We start from the raw sequence: 17,476 nt of genomic DNA on the forward strand, positions 1-17,476 counted from the left end.
TCTCCCTTTCATTTGCCGCCGCCGGCGATTTGGTCGCCGTCGCGGGTAAGATAGTAGGCTGCCAGGATCGGCAGGAAGGTGACGAGCACCACGACCATGGCGACGACATTGGTGACGGGACGTTGGCGCGGGCGGATCAGCTCTTCCAGCATCCAGATCGGCAAGGTCATCTGCTGACCGCCGGTAAAGGTAGTGACGATGACTTCATCGAAGGACAGCGCGAAGGCGAGCATGCCGCCGGCAAGCAGCGCCGTGCCGATATTCGGCAGGATCACATGGCGGAACGTCTGGAAGCCGTCGGCGCCGAGATCCATCGAGGCTTCGATCAGCGAGCCGGAAGTGCGGCGGAAGCGGGCGACGGCGTTGTTATAGACCACGACAACGCAGAAGGTGGCGTGGCCGAGAACGATCGTCCAGACCGAGAAGGGAATGTCGAACAGGCTGAAGGCCGAGCGCAGCGCTATGCCGGTGATGATACCGGGAAGCGCGATCGGCAGGATGACCAGCAGCGAGATCGCCTCGCGACCGAAGAATTTCGTCTGGCTGACGGCCGCTGCGCAGAGCGTGCCGAGCACGAGAGCGATGGCAGTCGCGACGGTCGCCACCTGCACCGACAGTGCCAAGGACGACCAGACGTCCGGCCTGTTCCAGGCTATGCCGAACCATTGCAGCGTGAGGCCCGGCGGCGGCCACTGATAGCTCTTTTCCTCCGTCGTGAAGGCATAGACGAAGATCAGCAGGATCGGCAGATGCAGGAAGAGCAGGCCGCCGGCGGCGGCGATCTTCAGGGGCACGGACGCGCGTTGGCCGCGATCAGAGCGCATCGAAGGCCCCCTGTTTCTTGGCGATCCAGAGATAGATGGCCATGATGACAATCGGTACCACCGAGAAGGCGGCGGCGAGCGGCACGTTGCCGGCCGTGCCCTGCTGCGCATAGACGGCCTGACCGATGAAGAGACGCGACGAGCCGATGATCTGCGGAATGATGTAGTCGCCGAGCGTTAGCGAGAAGGTGAAGATTGAGCCGGCAACGACACCCGGCAAGGCCAGCGGCAGCAGCACCGTGCGGAAGGTTTGGTTCGGCGTCGCGCCGAGATCGGCGGAGGCTTCGAGGAGGTTGGCCGGCACGCGCTCAAGGGCAGCCTGCGTCGGCAGGATCATATAGGGCAGCCAGATATAGACGAAGACCAGGAAGGTGCCGATATAGCTCACCGACAGCGAATTTCCGCCGACGATCGGGAGACTGAGCACGCCGTCGAGCAGCCAGCCGAGGTAGAGCCTGTCGAAAAGCCAGGTCAATATGCCTTCCTTGGCGAGGATCAGCTTCCAGGCGTAGACCTTGACCAGATAGCTCGACCAGAGCGGCAGCATGACGCCGAGATAGAACAGCGCCTTCCATTTTCCCTTGGCGTAGCGCGCCGCATAATAGGCGATCGGAAAAGCGACGAACGAGGAGGCGATGGTCACCAGCGCCGCCATAACGACCGTGCGGATGATGATGTCGAAATTGGCGGAATTCAAAAGCTGCGCATAGGTCGCGAGCGTGAATTCGTAATTCACCATTCCGGAGAAGTCGTCGATCGAGAAGAAGCTTTGCAGCAGCAGCGCGATCAGCGAGCCGATATAGATGATGCCGAGCCAGAGCAGCGGCGGCGTCAGCATGAGGAAAAGCAGGAGTTTCGGGCGGCGCCAGAAGAGATCCGAGAGGCGGCCGAAGAAACCGCCGCGACGTGGCAGGATCGAGGTGGCTGCCGGTGCAGCCGTTGAGATGGCGGCTGATATCATGCGGCGTCGTCCATGTAATGGATGTCGGCGGGCAGCCAAGCGATGCGCACCGAGGCGCCGGTGTCGGGGATAGGTTGGCCGGCCGGCACGGTGACTTGCATGCGCGTGCCCTGCGCTTCGACCGAAAGCCGGGTGGCGGCGCCGAGGAAGCTGGTCGCCTGCACCGTCGCCGGAACACCGGCCCCCTCTGTCAACCGTATCGCTTCCGGCCGCAGGCTCGCCCAGCGCCGTTCACCGCCGAGCGATGACATGGTCTCAGGGGCGATCACATTGGAAGAGCCAACGAAATCCGCGACGAAGCGGGTCTTCGGCCGCTGATAGATGTCGTGCGGCGTGCCCTCCTGCACGATCCTGCCATTGTTGAAGACGGCGACGCGGTCGGCCATGGAGAGTGCTTCGCCCTGATCGTGGGTGACAAAGACGAAGGTGATGCCGAGCGCGCGCTGAAGGCTCTTCAGCTCTTCCTGCATCTGCTCGCGCAGCTTGAGGTCAAGCGCACCGAGCGGTTCGTCGAGCAGCAGCACCTTCGGCTTGTTCACGAGAGCGCGGGCCAGCGCCACGCGCTGGCGCTGGCCGCCCGAGAGTTGGCCGGGGCGGCGGTCACCATAACCCGGTAGCTTCACCAGTTCGAGTGCCTGTTCGGCGGCCCTCAGCCTTTCGGTCTTGCCGATACCCTTGACCATCAGCCCATAGGCGACATTGTCGAGGATGTTGAGGTGCGGGAAGAGGGCATAGTCCTGGAAGACCGTGTTGACGTTGCGCCGGTAGGGCGGCACGCCCTCGGCGGTTTCGCCGAAGATCTCGATATGGCCGCCGGTCGGCTGCTCGAAACCGGCGACGAGCCTGAGGCAAGTGGTCTTGCCAGAGCCGGAAGGGCCGAGCATGGCGAAGAATTCACCGGACTCAATCTCTAGATCGACGCGGTCTACGGCGCGGACCTGGCCGAAATGGCGCGATACCTGCTGGAAACGAACGGCGGTCATGGGATGCTCCCGGGTATGCAGAGAAGAAGGGCATGTTGTTCCGTTGCGCCTCTTCGCTTGGAAGAGGGCTCGGTGAGGCGATGAGGGGCTTCAGATATCAGGCCCCTCATCGCCCCGGTGCGATCGCGCTCTTTAGAATGGAGAGGCGGTCGCCATAATCGGCGTGAACTATCTGCCCCCAATCACGCCGATATAGTCTGAAACCCAGCGATGGTACGGCACGCATTCGCTCTCGGTCTTGCACTTGGCGACCGGTGTTTTCCAGAACTTGATCTTGTCGAAATGATCATAGCCGTTGGTCGCGCAGCCGCTGTCGGTCAGGAGCTCGTTGCCCTTGCACGCAGCCGGGACCGAAGGCACGGCGCCGAACCAGGCCGCAGCGTCGCCCTGGACCTTTGGCTGTAGCGAATGCTCAATCCACATATAGGCGCAGTTCGGATGCTGGCTGTCGACATGCAGCATGGTCGTATCGGCCCATCCGGTCGTGCCTTCATCGGGGAAGGTCGAGCCGATCTTCTGCTTATCCGCTTGCAGCAGGTTGACCTGGAACGGCCAGGAGCCCGAGGCGACGACGCCTTCGTTCTTGAAGTCGTCCGTCTGGATCATCGCGTCGTGCCAATAGCGGCTGACGAGCTTGCGCTGGCCGCGCAGCAGGTCAAGGGCGGCCTTGTATTGGTCTTCGTTGAGTTCGTATGGGTCCTTGATGCCGAGTTCCGGCTTGTGGGCCATCAGGTAGAGCGCGGCATCGGCGATATAGATCGGCCCGTCATAGGCCTGCACGCGGCCCTTGTTGGACTTGCCATCCGGCAGGGTCATTTCCTCGAAGACGACATCCCAGCTCTTCGGTGTCTTATCCTTAAAGGCGTCGGTGTTGTACATCAGGACGTTCGGCCCCCAGAGATAGGGCACGCCGTAATGGACGCCGTTGACGGTATGCCACGGCGCGTTTTTCAGTCGTTCATCGAGATTTTTCCAGCTCGGGATCAGATCGACGTTGATCGGCTGAACCCGCTTGCCGGCAACGAGGCGGAGCGACGCGTCGCCCGAGGCTGTGACGAGATCGAAGCCGCCTTCGTTCATCAGCGCCACCATTTCATCGGAGGTGGCGGCGGTCTTGACGCTGACCTTGCAGCCCGTGTCCTTCTCGAATTGGGTGACCCAGTCGTAATTCTTGTCGCTCTCACCGCGCTCGATATAGCCGGACCAAGCAACGATGCTGACGGCGCCTTCGCCTTTGCCGAGCGTCTTCAGCGGCGCAGCGGCGACGACCTGCGTGGCGAAACTTAAGCATGCGAGCGCTGCCGTGCATGATTTCAGCAGATGCTTCATCAAACTCTCCCGGTTCTTGAGCCAGTTGGTATCGGAGCCAGTTTCTGGCGTTATGTTCCCAGAGAAAAGGTGACGCTATTTTGCCGTATTCGCAAATTCATTTATCAGAAAGGCGGTATCGGAATTTCCGATATCTCACTTGGCATATATGTGTCGCAAGTAAGCTCGGCACCTACCCGATATGCGTAGGGAAGAATCCGCGAGAAGCGGACAAAGACAAAGCAGCTTCAAATGAAACGATCGATTAGCAATCGGACTCGTTTCTCAAGAACGGGAACAGAAGGATCGTCCCCAATCTGACCGTCTAACGACAGCATGAACACATCAGTGGCCGTCCTATCCGCCACAATTGCCGATATACACTCGAACGCGACTTTGCGATGTAGCGCATCAATTTCCGGGTCTAGCCGTTCACACACTTCATAGAACTCGCCGGCCATAGGTGCCCCAATCATGTCCGCCCAAGGCTCGATCAGCATAATACGGCAGACCTCAAAGAGGCGCTCCTGCTTCGTGCCAGCGCCAGTAACGGCTGCCTTGGCAAGCGGGTGTCGGGATATCAGCCAGTGCCGAAACACGGCAGTAAAGATATCCTCTTTGTTGCTGAACATTTTGTACAGCAGCGTGCGCGAAATGCAGGCGCGTTTAGCGATATCGTCCAGCGACGTTTTGGCGAAGCCAAAATTGAGGAAGCACCATTTTGCGGCATTCAAAATGGTGTTGCGGCGTGAAGCAACTTCTTCTGGGGTTATCCTGGGCGCCATAGCCGCTTGTGACAAATTGAGTGTTTTTTGTCAAGTTATTGCATTTCTCCTCTTGATCTTTGGCTATCGTCAATTCATTTTGACAGAAAGAGTAAATTTTGTCACAATGTACCGCTTTGCGCAAACAAAGTTACAGCGCGCCAGCTTCCACAGACAGAAAGCAATGAAAATGAGCAATGCTTGGACCCCTGCAGAAATCCCCCCGCAAACGGGTAGACGTATAATCGTTACAGGTGGCAACAGCGGAATAGGATGGCATACCGCGCTCGAATTGGCTCGCGCCGGCGCACAGGTTACGATCGGCGCGCGCAGCAAGTCCAAAGGCGAGGACGCGGTAAAGCGCATCCGCGACATTATTCCGACCGCCACTGTACGCTCGGGTGTCTTGGACCTTTCCAATCCTGTGTCCGTTCAAGCATTCGCCGACAGCCAGCTCGAAGACGGCCATCCTATCGATATGCTGATCAATAATGCTGGCGTAATGGGCCTTCCTCGGCGCGAAGTTAGCGTCGACGGCCACGAGCTGCAGTTCGCGACCAATGTCTTCGGGCCTTACCGTTTGACTGGTTTGCTTTTGCCTGCATTGCTGCGCGCGAACCGCCCACGTGTCGTAACAGTCGCGTCCGGCACACATAAGATGTTCAAGCCGGGACGGATAACGGATTTTGAGGCCAAGGACAGCTACGTGCCGATGCGCGTCTACGCCAAGACGAAGCTTGCCAACGTCCTCTTCGCTCGTGAGTTACAGCGTCGCGCGGGCGACCGACTACTATCCACCATCAGCCATCCTGGCGGCGCGCGAACCAATCTCTTTGCCGCAACAACCTTGAGCACCAAGATCGCCGGCATCTTAACGTACCCTTTGCTGCAAAGTTCGGAGAAAGGCGCGTGGCCGAGCCTTATGGCTGCAACTTTGGAGAACGCCCGACCTGGCGGTTATTACGGACCTGGCGGCTTTATGGAGCTACGCGGCAATCCCGTCGAGGCGAAAACGGCTCCCTATGCGGATGATCCCTCCGCTTGGCGCGCTCTGTTCAGTGATCTGGAACGGATTACCGGCGTCACATACGCCATTTGAAATCGGAAGATTACATGAAAAGCTTTTCAGCTCTCTACTATCGCTGACGGCCCGAGCGCATGGCTTCCGCAATGCCGACGAAATCGCGGGCGGCTTGCGGCAGGCTGGACCCCTTGCGCCAGACCATGCCAACCTGGACGACCGGCAGCGAGCCGGAGACGTCGCGGCTTTCGATGCGGTCGCCTTCCAGCGACCAGGGGCGGTAGACGAGATCCGGCAGCAGCGCCACGCCGGCACCCGTGGCAACCAGGCTTCGAACTGCCTCGACGGAGCGGGTGCGGAAGGCGACATGCGGGCGGGCGCCGAGCGCTGTCAGCAGCTTGCCGGTATTCTCCTCGATCTCGTCGATGGTCAGCATGATCAGCGGTTCGCGGGTGATGTCGGCGACGCTGATGATATCGGCGGAGACCAGGGGATGCCCCATGGGCAACCAGAGACGATAGGGGGATGTCTCGAGAATTTCGGCCTGTAGCGCCATGCGGTCACGCAGGTTGGAAATGACCATGACGGCGACGTCGAGTTCGCCACCAACCAGAAGATGCTCGAGATAGCCGCCATTGTCCTCGATGGCGCTGACCTCGACGCCGGGGCAAGCGCGACGGTAGCGCGCCAGGAGGTCGGACAGCACATAGCCGGCGACAAGCGAGGTGACGCCAATATTCAACGTGCCGCCGGCCGCATTCTGCTGGCTGGAAAAACTGGTGCGCGCGTCGGAAACGGTCGCGAGGATCTTTGTGGCGTGGCGCAGGAATTGGTGGCCGTTATGGGTGATGGAGAGACCGCGCGGATGGCGGTCGAAAAGCTCGACGCCAAGATCGCTCTCCAGCTCCTTCAGGGCTTCGGTGACCGAAGATTGCGAGATCGACAGGTTCTGAGCCGCGCGGGTGATGGAGCCCTGTTCCGCCACGGCGACGAAATATTGAAGCTGTCTCAAAGTGAAGGCCATGCCCCGGTTAGAGCATGGGTTTGCCGTGCAAGGCAAGAACCAGCATCAGTCTGAAAGGCTTGGACCTTTTTTGGTAGCGGAAATGCGAGCGGTACAAGATTCATCTCTTCTTTAAGTATTCCGAAACGCGATATCCCCTAACGTGAGAGTTGATCATCTTGTCGCGTTGGAGTGCTCTATGGTGGAGCAGTTGGCGTGAGCGCCTTACTGCACATTTTCCGGCCATCCCGGAAGCTTGTCTTCATCATCGGCGGAGTGGCCTTGTTGATAGGCTGCTCCGGCGTCTTCGCGCTTTATCTCGGCAAAGACAGGCTTTTGGGTCTTGCCTCCGCCTCCCCGAACGGTTTGAAATGCAGCGACGTCAATCTGGTTACGATCCGCAAGGAGAATCGGCTCTGGGTGCGCAAATATATCCGCACGGACCCGACCGATGGGCTGACGCGCGTCAAAACGGCGCTTCGCGTCGCCAAAGCCGTGTATGACGAGCAAAAGCCTGATCTCGTTCAGGTCGTCGTCCTTGATAAGAACGGCCCGACGCTACGGTCCGATATTCGCGGCCGGGCGCTGGGGGCCGATGTCGTTTATGTTCCGCATCCGGACAAGGTTGCCGATGGTGCAGCCGAGGAGCCGGTGACGGCGCGCTACTACAATGGTGGCGCGAGCGCCCAAGGTCTGTTTTATGGCGAACAGATCAATATGCTGCCCAAGGATATCGATGACGCGCTTGCAGCGCTTCAGGATCACAGCGACTGCGATAATCCGCTGTCCGCCGACAGCGAGGCAGGCGGCAGCGCCAAGAAGGACAAGCAGAAGGCCGCCGAAGCTGCCGAACAGAAAGCCGTCGCCCGCGAGGAAAAGGAGGATGCGCCCGCGACACCTCCGGAGCAGAATCCTCCCGCGTCGAGGAGCAGTCTCCCGCCGGAGGGCAACAATACCGGCAGCTTCATTGGCGCCGACGCCACCGAACCAAATGCGGCACCATCGCCAGGTCTGGACCCGACGATGACAGGCGCCAGCAACCGGCGGTCGCCGGTCACCAATTGACGGCAGACGTCACCTGGCCGGGGCCAGGATAATCCCTCAATCCGCCAGATGTTTCTCGCCGATGGCCTGATAAAGCGCAAACAAGGCTTCGTGGACGTCGCCGGCAAGGCGGTAGAATTCCGGATTGGCGAGGATGGCGGGGTGCTGCAGGAGATGGTCGTCGGTCATGTCGAGCATGAGCGAGGTCGTGTGCATCGCCTCATGGCAGCCGAATGTGCCCGGCGCGAATTGCGTCAGATCGATATCACCCAATTCGGCGAGATCGTCGAGGCGCTGCTGCTCGTGATCGGCGTCGGCGGTCGGATTTTCTTTTTCAGTCATTGTTCGTACCTCTTGTTTCCGGAGGGCGAGGATTCGCCGCGCGTTGGCGGGAACTTATACGCAATCCGCAGGCAATGGCCCAATAAAAAAGGCCGCCATGGCTTAACCTGGCGGCCTGTCGTCTGTGCGAAACCGTGTTAGAGCGGTTCAGCGTTTCAGGGAATCGCTTTCTCGCTCTATCCCTTTGTTTTGCGCATTCCGGACGGAAAACCGCTTCGCGCTTTTCCTGGAATTGCTTTAGTCTGCCTTGCTGCGCCGCGCCGGGAACAGGATAATGTCGCGGATCGACGGGGAATTGGTGAGCAGCATGATCAGGCGGTCGACACCGATGCCGAGGCCGCCGGCGGGCGGCATGCCCTGATCGATGGCGTCGAGGAATTCCTCGTCCAGTTCCTTCTGCTTCTCGCCGCGCGCATGGGCTTGTTCGAGCTGTTCGACCATGCGGGCGCGCTGCTCTTCCGGATCGTTGAGTTCCGAGAAGGCGTTGCCGAGTTCCCAGGTGTTGCAATAGGTCTCGAAGCGTTCCACGAGGCGCGGTTCGCCCGGCACTTCCTTGGCGAAGGGCGAGATGTCCTTCGGGAAATGGGTGACGTGCGCCGGCTGGATCAGCGTGCCCTCGACCTTCTCTTCGAAGATGAAGGCGAGGCATTCGCCCCATGTGGCGTCCTTCTCGACGGCAAAGCCGGCGGCCTTGGCGGCGGCGCGCGCTTCCTCATCGGTCTTGATCGCCAGGAAGTCGATGCCGGTCGCTTCCTTGACGGCGTCGGGCATTGGCACGCGGCGGAACGGGCCCTTGAAGGATATCTGCTTGTCGCCGAAGGCGAATTCGGTGCTGCCATGGATCGACATCGCCAGCGTCGAGAACAGGCGTTCCACGAGGTCCATCATGTCCTCGTAGTCGGCATAGGCCCAGTAACACTCCATCATCGTGAATTCTGGATTGTGCCGGGTGGAGACGCCTTCGTTGCGGAAGTTGCGGTTGATCTCGAAGACCTTGTCTGCGAGGGCCGAAACCAGCGTGCGCTTCAGGAACAGTTCCGGCGCGATGCGCAGATACATGTCGAGCTTCAGCGTGTTGTGATGCGTCTTGAACGGCTCGGCCGTGGCGCCGCCATAGACCGAATGCAGCATCGGCGTCTCGACTTCCATGAAGCCGTCAGTCTCCATGAAGCGGCGGATGCCGGAGACGATGCGGCTGCGCTGCTGGAAGCGAAGCTTCGATTCCTCGTTGGTCATGATGTCGAGATGGCGCTTGCGGTAGCGCAGCTCGATGTCGGACAAGCCATGCCACTTTTCCGGCATCGGCAGCAACGACTTGGTCAGCATGGTGATCTGCTGGGCATTGATCGTCAGCTCGCCGCGCTTGGTGCGGCGCACGACGCCGGTCACGCCGATGATGTCGCCGATGTCGATCATCGGCAGCAGGGCGCGGGCCTCTTCGGACGTTACATCCTTGTGGCTGAAGATCTGGATCTTGCCGGAGGCGTCATGGATATCCATGAACATGCCGGAATTGCGCGAGGAATAGACGCGGCCGGCGACGGTGACGACGTCGCCCGTTTCGGTGTCCGGCTCAAGGCCCTCGTATTTTGCTGCCAGCTCGGCATTGGTCAGCGTCCGGTGGAAATGCGCAGGATAGACGTCTCCGATCTGTTCGCGCAGCAGCTTCAGCTTCTGCCGGCGGACTTCCGTTGCGTCAGAGGAAAGGCCAGATGTTTCGGTCTTGTCGTTCATGATTTTTACGTCCGGTTCAGTTCTTCGGGCCGACGAGGGTCGCAACGGTCTGGGCGGCAAGTTTCAGCCGCTGACGCACGACGGAGCGGCCGAGGATCGCCATGCTGTCAAAAAGCGGCAGCGAGCGCGACGAGCCCGATACGGCGACGAAGAGGGGAGCGACCACCACCTTCAGCTTCTTGCCCATGCGGTCGGCAATGGCGCGCAGTTCGGCTTCGATCGTCTCGACATTCCATTCGAGGATCTTTTCGAGGTCTGGCTGTACCGTATTCAGGATTTCCAGCAGCTCTTCCGGCGTCGACTTGATCTTGGCGAAAGCCGAGGGATCGAGATTGAGGTCGGACTTGAACAGGAAGCCAGTGAGGTCGGGCAGTTCGCCGAGCTTGGAGATGCGCGACTGCGACAGCTTAAGGCCTTCCCTCAGGCGGCTGTTTTCCATCGCCCAGGTGAGCACCCGATGCTGGAACTCTTCTTCCGACAGCTTCTCGCGGATCCAGCGGCCGTTCAGCCAGTCGAGCTTCTGGATATCGAAGATCGCGCCGGCCTTGGAGAGGTTTTCCGGATCGAACTTTTCGGCAAGCTCGTCCATGGTCAGCAGTTCTTCGCCTTCGGCGATCTGAATGAAAAACAGGCCGAGGAAGTTCATCAGCGCCTCGGGAATATAGCCGAGTGCGGTGTAATAGGAGATCGACGTCGGGTTCTTGCGCTTCGACAGCTTCGACTTGTCGGCATTGCGCATCAGCGACAGGTGCATGAACTGCGGCGGTTCGAGGCCGAGATACTGATAGATCAGAATATGCTTCGGCACCGAGGCGAGCCATTCCTCGCCGCGCGCCACATGGGTGATCTTCATCAGATGGTCATCGACGACGTTGGCCATGTGGTAGGTCGGCATACCGTCGGCCTTGAGAAGGACCTGCATGTCGACTGCGTCCCAAGGGATTTCGACATCGCCATAGACGCCGTCATGGAACTTACACGAGCCTTCGGTCGGGATCTTCATGCGCACGACATGCGGCTCGCCGCCGGCAACGCGCGTGGAGACTTCCTCGGCCGTGAGGTTCAAACAGTGCCCGTCATACTTCGGCGGCAGGCCGGCGGCGCGCTGGGCTTCGCGCATCTTTTCGAGGCGCTCGGGCGTGCAGAAGCAGCGGAAGCCGTGGCCGGCATCGACGATCTTCTCGACGAAGGGCTTGTAAATGTCCTTGCGGTCGCTCTGGCGATAAGGGCCGTAGGGACCGCCGATATCGGGGCCTTCGGACCACTTCAGGCCGCACCATTTCAGCGCATCGAGCACCTTGGTCTCGAATTCCGGGGTCGAGCGCGTCGCGTCGGTGTCTTCGATGCGCAGGATGAACTCGCCGCCATGCTTTTTGGCGAAGAGATAATTGAACAGCGCAATGTAGGCTGTGCCGACATGCGGCTCGCCGGTCGGGGAGGGTGCGATGCGGACGCGAACGCCTGATGTTGTCATCTTGTTTGCCCGTCAGAAAAAGCCAGGCCGCTGCTTGGGATAAGCGCTGCCCGGCTGGGGATGTTTATCTGGATCAGGAAACCGGCCGGAAAAGGGCGCCTTGCCGCTTCAATCCCGCGTTTTCCGTTTGGCAGGCTTAGGCCATATTCAACGGATAACGTCAAGGGAAACTGCTCAGCTCACCGGCCAGACATAAAGCAGGGCTGGCACGCTCACGATGATAATGATGAACGATAATGGCAGCCCGAGACGTGGATAATCGCTGAATTTGTAGCCGCCGGGTCCCATCACGAGGGTGTTGCACTGATGACCGATAGGCGTCAGGAAATCGCAGCCGGCGCCGACCGCCACCGCCATCAGAAACGCCTCGGGGCGGTAACCCAACGTCTGCGCAAAGCTGATGGTGATTGGCGCCATGACGAGCACCGTGGCGGCGTTGTTGAGGAAAGGTGTTACCGCCATGGCAGTGACCAGGATCAGTGCAAGCGCGCCATAGGGTGGCAACTGAGTGGCGAAGTGCCCGAGCCAGTGGGCAATCAGCTCGCTGCCACCGGTTGTGCGAAGCGTATCCGAGACCGGGATCAATGCTGCAAGCATCACGAGGATTGGCCCGTCGACGGCTTTGTAGACGTCGGCCAATGGAATGACCCGAAAAAGCAGCATGGCGAGAGCCGCGGCAAAGAAGCCAACCGATACAGGCGCCAGGCCGGTGGCGGTCGTCCCCATGGCTGCGACGAGGATCAGAAGCGGTATGTAGGCACGCCGCCTCGTCCCGAGCATGATCTCCCGTTTGGCCAGCGGCAGGCAGCCATTTTCCTGCAGGAAGGCCGGCATGGCGTTGCGGCTGCCCTGCAAGACCACGACATCGCCTGCCTGCAACGAAATGCCAGCGAGCCTTTCGCCGAGGCGCTCACCCTTGCGGCTGACCGCCAGCAGGTTGATACCGCGGGTGTGAAATAGCGAAAGATCGCGGGCCGATACGCCGACCAGGCTGGAATCCTGCGCGATGACAGCCTCGACCGCGATGATGTCGCCGTCCTCCTTATGCACCTCGGCCATCGGCTTGCCGGAAAGCTTCAGGCTGGCGCCGGAAACGACTAGGTCCAGAGCCTTTGGGCCGCCCTCCAGCAGGATAGTGTCCCCGGCCTGGAGCATGACGTCGGGAACCGGTGAAAGGCGTAGATCGCCGCGCAGGATCGCGGTTGCCACAACTTCTCCATCACCGTTGCGAAGAACTTCGTGCAGAGGTTTGCCAACGGCACCCGAGCCTTCGGGGACCGTCGCCTCGGAAAAATAGGCTTCAATGTCCAGTGCGTCTTCCAACGAGGGATTCTTGTGGCTGCGTTCAGGTACGAGGCGATGGAAGAAAATCAGGAAGAGAACGCCGACCAAGGTCAGGAGTGCGCCGACAGGCGTGAAGTCGAACATGGAGAAGGGCGTTCCGCTGATCTCCTGCCGCAGCCGCGATACCACGATGTTCGGTGAAGTGCCGATTTGCGTCATCAGGCCGCCCAGCAGAGCGGCGAAGCTCATAGGCATCAGATAGCGCGAGGGTGAAACGCCCGTCTTTTTCGAAAACTGAAAGGCAACCGGCATCATGATCGCCAAAGCGCCGATGTTCTTGATGAAAGCCGACAGCACCGCAACCACGATCGTCAGCAGTGCGAGCTGCGTATGGGGGGATTCAAGCTTCGGAAAGAAGCGTCGTATGGCAGAATCGATTATGCCTGATCGGGCGACACCGGCGCTCACCACTAGCGCGCTGCCGACGATGATGACGATATCATCACTGAAGCCGGAAAAAGCATTCTCGGCAGGGACGAGGCCCAGCGCTACAGCGAGAACGAGTACCGAGCACGCTACAATATCGTAGCGGATCCTACCCCAGATGAAGGCGGCCATCATCAGGGCAATAACACCAAATGCAAGTGCTTGCTGAGTGGACATGCCGCTCCGATGATATTGTTGCCAAGGATCCAAGGCCGGATCGTGACGCCAGCTTTTGCCGATACATATCGCCGAGATGAATCAATGCAGGTTTCGCTGCAAAGTTCCGCCGGCGCAAAGCCCGCCGGCGACAGGCGGGCCTACATATAGTCATGGCCGATGGTTTCAGTGCCCGCCGGCAGCTCTTTTCCGCCGGTTCCGGGCCAGCATGTTCAGCACCTCGACTGCGGCGGAGAAGGCCATTGCGGTGTAGACGTAGCCCTTGGGAACATGGAAGCCCATGCCTTCGGCAATCAGCGTCGTGCCGATCATCAGCAGGAAGGCCAGCGCCAACATGACGATGGTCGGGTTCTTCTCGATGAAGTTGGCAAGCGGCGTTGCGGCAACCAGCATGACGGTGACTGCGGCGATGACGGCGATGAACATGATCGGCAGATGCGGCGTCATGCCGACGGCGGTGATGATGCTGTCGATCGAAAAGACGAGATCGAGCAGCAGAATCTGGCCGATGGCCGAGGCAAAGCCGGTCGTCGTGGATTTGGCGATGAAATCCTCGCCATGTTCCAGCGGGTCGACATTGTGATGGATTTCCTTGGTCGCCTTCCAGACCAGGAACAGGCCACCGCCGATCAGGATCATATCCTTCCAGGAGAAGCCCTGGCCGAAGACTTCGAAGACCGGTTCCGTCAGTTGCACGATCCAGGCGACGGTGCCGAGCAGGGCAAGGCGCATGACCAAGGCAAGGCCGATGCCGATCTTGCGTGCTTTTTCCCGGTGTTCGACCGGCAGCTTGTTGGTCAGGATCGAGATGAAGATGAGGTTGTCGATACCGAGGACCACCTCCATGACGACGAGCGTGACAAGCGCGATCCATGCGCTCGGATCCTGCACCAAGCCAACAATGTCCATTGATGATTTTCCTCTGGTCAGCGTCTGCCGACGCTGACCCCCAGCTCCGGCTCCTCAATGATGGTCGCTTATGTAAGGAGCGAAATCGCAGGTGCAAGCGTCGCGACTATTTTCGCGGAGCGCGCGCATATTTCTATGCCTTCAGAGGAATCCAGATCTCCGTCACGCCGGTGCCGGTGCGGGGATCGAAACGGTCGTCGTAACGCTCCATCGTGTCGGGCACGCCGGCGTGCTCCTGGCCGGATTGCGGCAGCCAGTCACCGAAGATCTGATGCACGGTGGCGGAGATGCCGGAAATATGGCCGCGATGGGTAAAGACGGCATAGCGCTGCTGCGGCAGTTTCAAGGTCGTAAAACCCTCCGGCAGATCGTCGACCGCGCTAACCTCGGCGGCGGCGATATAGCGGAAGGTTTCGCTCTCGTCTTCGGCGAGGATGCAGACGCCATAGGCGACATTGCCGACCTGGCCGGGAATATGGCCGAAATGCTGGTTGAATTTCTGCCAAAGCGAGGGAATCCCTTGCGTGGCTTCATAGGCATAGGTTTCCGCAAGGCCGGCGAGCAGCATTGCGGGGAGGGTCTCGAAACGCGGCGCGTCGAGTTTGGGAAGGCGGGTGTCGTCCATTCTGATGGGCTCCAGCAAAACAAGGTTTCGGGCGTGCCCCTGTTTGCGCAAGCTGTCCGGCGTCATGCCGAATTGCTCGCGGAAGGCACGGGTGAAAGCCTCATGCGAGCCGTAGCCCGCATCGAGGGCAACCTCGAGAATGGTCGATGAGCTGTTGATCAGCGCAAGAGCCGCCCCGCTAAGGCGTCGGCCCCTGATGTACCCGCTGATCGAATGGCCGGTGGTGAGCCCGAAGACGCGCGACAGATGATAGCGCGACAGGCCAGCCGTATCGGCAATCTCGTCCAGCGAGATGTCCGACGAGAAATGGCTTTCGATGAACCATATCGCTCTTCCAATCGCGCTCATATTCGATTCCCTGGTTGCCCGCCCATTGTTAGGCGCCGACCGGCTATTGGGTTTGATCGCGATTGCGGGATTGGGGTCAGATATCCGCTGGCTATCGGAAGGCGGTCAGGCCTGATCTTTCCGATTGATACCATAAGCAGCCATGAAGACGCGAACGGCGCCGCGCACGACATAGTCGATCTCCTCTTTCGAGGGCGGGAAATCCATGTCACCGAACAGTCTCAGCTTGAAGTAGCTGCCGCTGGCCATATCGAGGAAATGACGGGCTGCCATATCGAAGTCCTCGATGCGGAGATGACCGGCCGCAACCTGACGTTCGAGAAAGCCACGCAGAACGGTGCGCAGGTTTTCCGGGCCGGTGAAGAAGCGTTGACAGAGGGAGGGCATGCGTTCGCGCACACCGATGATGGTGCGCATGGCGCTGATGGTCTTGTCCGATGTGACGTGGGTGACGAACACCATGCCGAATTCATAGAGATTGGTGGCGACGTCGGTATCGTCGGCAAGCGCGGTGCGCACGGTCTCGACGAAATGCGCACGTTCGCTGTCCACCATGGCGGCGAACAAATCTTCCTTGTTGGCGAAATAGACGTAGAGCGTGCCCTTGGAGACGCCCGCTTCGCGCGTGACGTCGTTCATGCTCGCGGCATCGAACCCCATTTTCATGAAGACACGCTTGGCGCCATCCAGAATTTGCTGGCGCTTGACTGGGTCTTCTCCAGCGGCCCAACGCCCCCCGGATGCGGGTGCGTTCAAGACGGCGGTATTTTGCGGTTCGTGTTTCATCGTCTCCTTCGCGATCACTTTTTCAGAATCTTAATCAGATTCGTTAATTAAATCGAACCGGGTGGTTCGATATGACTTGATATGGAATGAAAAACGATCTATGTCAACTGAACTGAACCGTACGGTTCGATTATTTAGTCAGATTTCCGGTGGTAGGGCAATGTCGTCAAGTCATAGTAACAATGTAGCGCGCATCGTTGATGATTCCGCTGACGTCGAAGTGGAAGCACGGAATGCCGGTGCAACCGCCGAGGCTCCTGCCACGGAAAAGCCTAACAGCCCGCCCCCCGCCCAGGCTGCGCCTGCTCACCCGGTCCAAGCGGCCCCACCGCCGACCGAGAAGAAGCGGCGCAGCCTGGCACTGCCCATCATCGCCGTTCTGGTGCTCGTTGGCGGCGGTTGGTACGGCTATGACTGGTGGACGAACGGCCGCTTCCTGGTGTCGACCGATGACGCCTATATCGAAGGTGACATCGCGACCATCCAGCCGAAAGTGACGGGCTATGTCGCCAAGGTGAACGTCGTCGCTAACCAGCAGGTCAAGGCGGGCGATGTGCTCGCCACGCTCGACGACGGCGACTACAAGCTGGCGCTTGAACAGGCCCAGGCATCGCTCGATACCGAGCAGCTTTCACTGCACACCATCGATGCGCAGATTGCCGCCGGCCAGGCTGCTCTTGCCCAGTCGCAGGCTCAAAAGGTTGCCTTGGAAGCGACGGTACGCGGCGCGCAGATCACCCAGACACGCGCTGCCGAACTTCAGTCGAAGTCCGTCGGCACCACTGCGTCGCTAGACAGCGCCAATATCGCCCTCGACCAGGCCAAGGCCAATCTCGTCGGCGGCGATGCCGCCATCGCGTCGGCTCAGGCCAATATCAACCTGCTGCAGGCGCAGCGTCGCCAGGCCGAAAGCACGATCAAGGGCCTGGAGGCCGCTCGCGACAAGGCCGCCCGCGATCTCTCCTTTACCGTGTTGAAGGCGCCTTATGACGGCATTGTCGGCAATCGTTCGGTTCAGGAAGGCGATCTCGTTTCGCCTGGCCAGAAGCTGATGGCACTGGTTCCGACCCGCCAGCTCTATATCGACGCCAACTTCAAGGAAACGCAGATCCAGCATCTGGTTGCCGGTTCCAAGGTGAACGTCCATGTCGATGCCTATAGCGATCATCCGATCGTCGGTACGGTAACGTCGATCTCACCGGCCTCTGGTTCGGTCTTCTCGCTGTTGCCGCCGGAAAATGCGACGGGCAATTTCACCAAGGTGGTCCAGCGCGTGCCGGTTCGTATCGCACTGCCGCAGGACGCGCTCGACAGCGGTCGTCTGCGTGCTGGTCTGAGTGTCGTCGTCGATGTCGATACGCGCACTGCGCCGGATCGGGTGGCCAGCAACTAAGTTTGGAGAG

At 59.9% G+C, this 17,476-nt stretch carries 16 protein-coding genes; 3 read left to right on the forward strand and 13 right to left on the reverse strand.

Annotation, left to right across the window (positions count from 1 at the left end):
* Positions 1–8 precede the first annotated feature (8 nt).
* The 5 genes from PH547_RS23810 to PH547_RS23830 all read right to left on the reverse strand — a co-directional run bounded on the left by PH547_RS23810 (position 9) and on the right by PH547_RS23830 (position 4,810).
* Complete coding sequence (locus PH547_RS23810; RefSeq protein WP_260303152.1) at positions 9–824, reverse strand: ABC transporter permease; 816 nt, start codon at positions 822–824, stop codon at positions 9–11.
* Entirely contained in the window at positions 814–1,785 is a 972-nt protein-coding gene (locus PH547_RS23815) for an ABC transporter permease (RefSeq protein ID WP_260303151.1), read from the reverse strand. Before PH547_RS23815 ends, PH547_RS23810 begins: the two co-directional genes overlap by 11 nt.
* The gene (locus tag PH547_RS23820) at positions 1,782–2,768 is read right to left on the reverse strand and encodes an ABC transporter ATP-binding protein (protein WP_260303150.1); all 987 of its coding nucleotides are present in this window, start codon (positions 2,766–2,768) and stop codon (positions 1,782–1,784) included. Before PH547_RS23820 ends, PH547_RS23815 begins: the two co-directional genes overlap by 4 nt.
* A 168-nt stretch (positions 2,769–2,936) precedes the next feature.
* Complete coding sequence (locus PH547_RS23825) at positions 2,937–4,097, reverse strand: ABC transporter substrate-binding protein (RefSeq protein WP_260303148.1); 1,161 nt, start codon at positions 4,095–4,097, stop codon at positions 2,937–2,939.
* Positions 4,098–4,324: 227 nt separating this feature from the next.
* Positions 4,325–4,810 carry a TetR/AcrR family transcriptional regulator gene (locus PH547_RS23830; protein WP_260303147.1) on the reverse strand — a complete coding sequence of 162 codons (486 nt, stop codon included), beginning with the start codon at positions 4,808–4,810 and terminating at the stop codon, positions 4,325–4,327.
* Here PH547_RS23830 and PH547_RS23835 point away from each other — a divergent pair.
* On the forward strand, positions 4,698–5,939 hold the full coding sequence (locus tag PH547_RS23835) for an SDR family NAD(P)-dependent oxidoreductase (protein WP_283047470.1): 1,242 nt from the start codon (positions 4,698–4,700) through the stop codon (positions 5,937–5,939). The two genes, PH547_RS23830 and PH547_RS23835, sit on opposite strands and share 113 nt — an antisense overlap.
* A 37-nt stretch (positions 5,940–5,976) precedes the next feature.
* Here the strand turns inward: PH547_RS23835 and PH547_RS23840 are convergent, their stop codons facing one another.
* Positions 5,977–6,885 (reverse strand): LysR family transcriptional regulator, encoded by a 909-nt coding sequence (locus PH547_RS23840; protein WP_104824340.1) that lies wholly within the window; start codon positions 6,883–6,885, stop codon positions 5,977–5,979.
* Between the two features lie 195 nt (positions 6,886–7,080).
* On the opposite strand from PH547_RS23840, the gene PH547_RS23845 reads away from it, so the two are divergent.
* Positions 7,081–7,929, forward strand: a complete 849-nt coding sequence (locus PH547_RS23845) for a hypothetical protein (protein WP_104824339.1) — start codon at positions 7,081–7,083, stop codon at positions 7,927–7,929.
* A 36-nt stretch (positions 7,930–7,965) separates the two neighbouring features.
* Here PH547_RS23845 and PH547_RS23850 read toward each other — a convergent pair whose 3' ends face one another.
* The 7 genes from PH547_RS23850 to PH547_RS23880 form a co-directional block, all read right to left on the reverse strand.
* Positions 7,966–8,250, reverse strand: coding sequence for a hypothetical protein (locus PH547_RS23850; RefSeq protein ID WP_104824338.1), 285 nt, complete (start codon positions 8,248–8,250; stop codon positions 7,966–7,968).
* Positions 8,251–8,487: 237 nt separating this feature from the next.
* On the reverse strand, positions 8,488–9,984 hold the full coding sequence (gene lysS, locus PH547_RS23855; RefSeq protein WP_283047468.1) for a lysine--tRNA ligase: 1,497 nt from the start codon (positions 9,982–9,984) through the stop codon (positions 8,488–8,490).
* A 16-nt stretch (positions 9,985–10,000) separates the two neighbouring features.
* On the reverse strand, positions 10,001–11,458 hold the full coding sequence (gltX, locus tag PH547_RS23860) for a glutamate--tRNA ligase (protein ID WP_283047466.1): 1,458 nt from the start codon (positions 11,456–11,458) through the stop codon (positions 10,001–10,003).
* Positions 11,459–11,632: 174 nt separating this feature from the next.
* Entirely contained in the window at positions 11,633–13,405 is a 1,773-nt protein-coding gene (locus PH547_RS23865) for an SLC13 family permease (protein WP_285169595.1), read from the reverse strand.
* Positions 13,406–13,570: 165 nt separating this feature from the next.
* Positions 13,571–14,314, reverse strand: a complete 744-nt coding sequence (locus PH547_RS23870; RefSeq protein WP_283047462.1) for a TerC family protein — start codon at positions 14,312–14,314, stop codon at positions 13,571–13,573.
* A gap of 133 nt (positions 14,315–14,447) precedes the next feature.
* Positions 14,448–15,287 (reverse strand): GyrI-like domain-containing protein, encoded by an 840-nt coding sequence (locus PH547_RS23875; RefSeq protein ID WP_285169596.1) that lies wholly within the window; start codon positions 15,285–15,287, stop codon positions 14,448–14,450.
* A 105-nt stretch (positions 15,288–15,392) separates the two neighbouring features.
* The gene (locus PH547_RS23880; protein ID WP_104824332.1) at positions 15,393–16,073 is read right to left on the reverse strand and encodes a TetR/AcrR family transcriptional regulator; all 681 of its coding nucleotides are present in this window, start codon (positions 16,071–16,073) and stop codon (positions 15,393–15,395) included.
* Between the two features lie 160 nt (positions 16,074–16,233).
* On the opposite strand from PH547_RS23880, the gene PH547_RS23885 reads away from it, so the two are divergent.
* Positions 16,234–17,466 (forward strand): HlyD family secretion protein, encoded by a 1,233-nt coding sequence (locus PH547_RS23885; RefSeq protein WP_104824331.1) that lies wholly within the window; start codon positions 16,234–16,236, stop codon positions 17,464–17,466.
* Positions 17,467–17,476 lie beyond the last annotated feature (10 nt).

Origin of the sequence: Rhizobium cerradonense, from assembly GCF_030182455.1 — a bacterium.
Taxonomy (GTDB): Bacteria; Pseudomonadota; Alphaproteobacteria; order Rhizobiales; family Rhizobiaceae; genus Rhizobium.